The 1,848-nt window shown below is 40.1% G+C and carries 1 protein-coding gene and 1 pseudogene; both read left to right on the top strand.

Translation table 11 applies throughout. The annotated features are described in order from the left end of the window. Window positions 1-222: 222 nt before the first annotated feature. A pseudogene (locus CBG25_RS20555) lies at window positions 223-1,362 on the top strand (FAD-dependent oxidoreductase); the annotation flags it as partial. Between the two features lie 81 nt (window positions 1,363-1,443). After that, a partial coding sequence (locus tag CBG25_RS20550) for a transposase family protein (RefSeq protein ID WP_290603697.1) occupies window positions 1,444-1,848 on the top strand: 405 nt, incomplete at its 3' end.

Below are 1,848 nucleotides of genomic sequence, written 5' to 3'. Positions count from 1 at the left end.
TACAGGTTTCGATCTTGACCAGCGGGTCACCCAACTTGTCGATCGTCTGTTGGTGATACTGGTTTGCAAAGAGGTCATTCTTAATGGCGCTGCGTTTCTTCATGGTGGTTAGCTCAGTAGACCAGCTTCCGATAACTTTATCAGCAAAATCAAACTCGGCTTAGGTTTTTCGAGGTGCCCCTATGTATGACCAAGGATTTACTTTGTTGCATTTCGTTTGGGAATTGGCGTGAGATTGAGCTTTTAGCAAAAGCAATCGAAAATGCAGGCGCATCGATGATTAGTACAGGTATTGGCTGGCATGAATCGAAGATCCCGACGATTGCAATGATGGTACCAAGAGCAGGTTTTACTTGGGTCACTAAAAAATTGATGGGAAAAATATCAATCCCTTTAATTTGCACTAACCGTATCAATTCACCTGAAGTAGCTGAAAAGATTTTATCTGACGGCTGCGCTGATTTAGTTTCCATGGCTCGGCCATTTCTTGCTGATGCAGAGTTTATGACAAAAGCGGCCGAAAATCGTGCGGATGAAATTAATACCTGTATTGCTTGTAATCAAGCCTGTTTAGATCAGATATTTGTTGGCAAACAAGCATCATCTTTAGTTAACCCTCGAGCTTGCCATGAATTAGACTTTCCTTTCCAACCAGTACTAAAACCAAAAAATATTGCTGTTATCGGCGCAGGTCCTGCCGGATTATCATTTGCAATAACAGCGGCAGAGCGTGGCCACCATATTACTTTATTTGAACAAGAATGTCAGATCGGTGGCCAACTGAATCTTGCTAAACAAATACCTGGAAAAATAGAGTTCCAAGAAACTATTCGTTACTTTCAGCGTCAACTGACACTAAAAAATGTTACTGTTCATTTAACTAAAAAAGCCGCTGCTGAACAATTGGTAAACTTTGATGAGATCATTATCGCTACAGGCGTACTACCGAAAAAAATTCACATTGAAGGTATCGATCACGCCAGTGTCGTGAATTATTATGATGTATTAAAACACCATATTACCATAGGTCCCCAGGTTGCAATTATCGGGGCTGGAGGGATCGGTTTTGATATAGCACAATATCTTTGTCAAGAAACAGATAATAGTAGCCAAAGCATTGATGCTTTTACCCACCAATGGAACATTGATACCACCATATCTCAACCAGGTGGTATTTATCCTAAAGGTGAGCAGAACCTTGATTCTGCTCGTAAAATTTATCTGCTGCAATGAAAATCAACCCGTGTTGGTGAACAGCTAGGAAAAACAACCGGCTGGATCCATCGCTTAAACTTACTACGCCATGGCGTTACTATGATGAATGATGTTAGCTACCAGAAAATTGATGATCAGGGATTAAACTAGTTGCTGAATAGAGACTTGCATTTTTTGTCACGCTATAGACAATAAAAAGAGGTTTAACTTAGAAAATAACGGTTTGAAATGATCAACAAAGAGCAGTTGTTACGAGATAATCGTTTATGTAAAGCAATCATTGGATTATCAGTCGAAGAATTGAAAAATTTAGCCGCTGAATTTTCAGCTTGTTATTTGATTTATCGGAAAAAGAATCGAAAAGCTCACGAGCGGCAGATGGGTGCAGGGCAGAAAGGATTTATCCCAACCCCATTAGATAAACTGCTTTTTATTTTATTGTATTTAAAATGTTATCCGACCTATGATTTGCAAGGACTTCTTTTTGGTTTAGATAGAACACGGGCATGTCGCTGGGTAAAAATATTATTGCCGGTTTTAGAGATGACCTTGGGGCGAGAATGTGTTTTGCCCGCTCGTCAAATTCGCTCTGCTGAGGAATTTTTTCGCGCCTTTCCTGGAGTTAAAGACGTC

The organism is Arsenophonus sp. ENCA (genome assembly GCF_002287155.1).
Taxonomy (GTDB): Bacteria; Pseudomonadota; Gammaproteobacteria; order Enterobacterales; family Enterobacteriaceae; genus Arsenophonus; species Arsenophonus nilaparvatae.
Note: the sequence above shows the minus strand (reverse complement) of the source record. Positions and strands in the feature narration are given on the sequence as shown.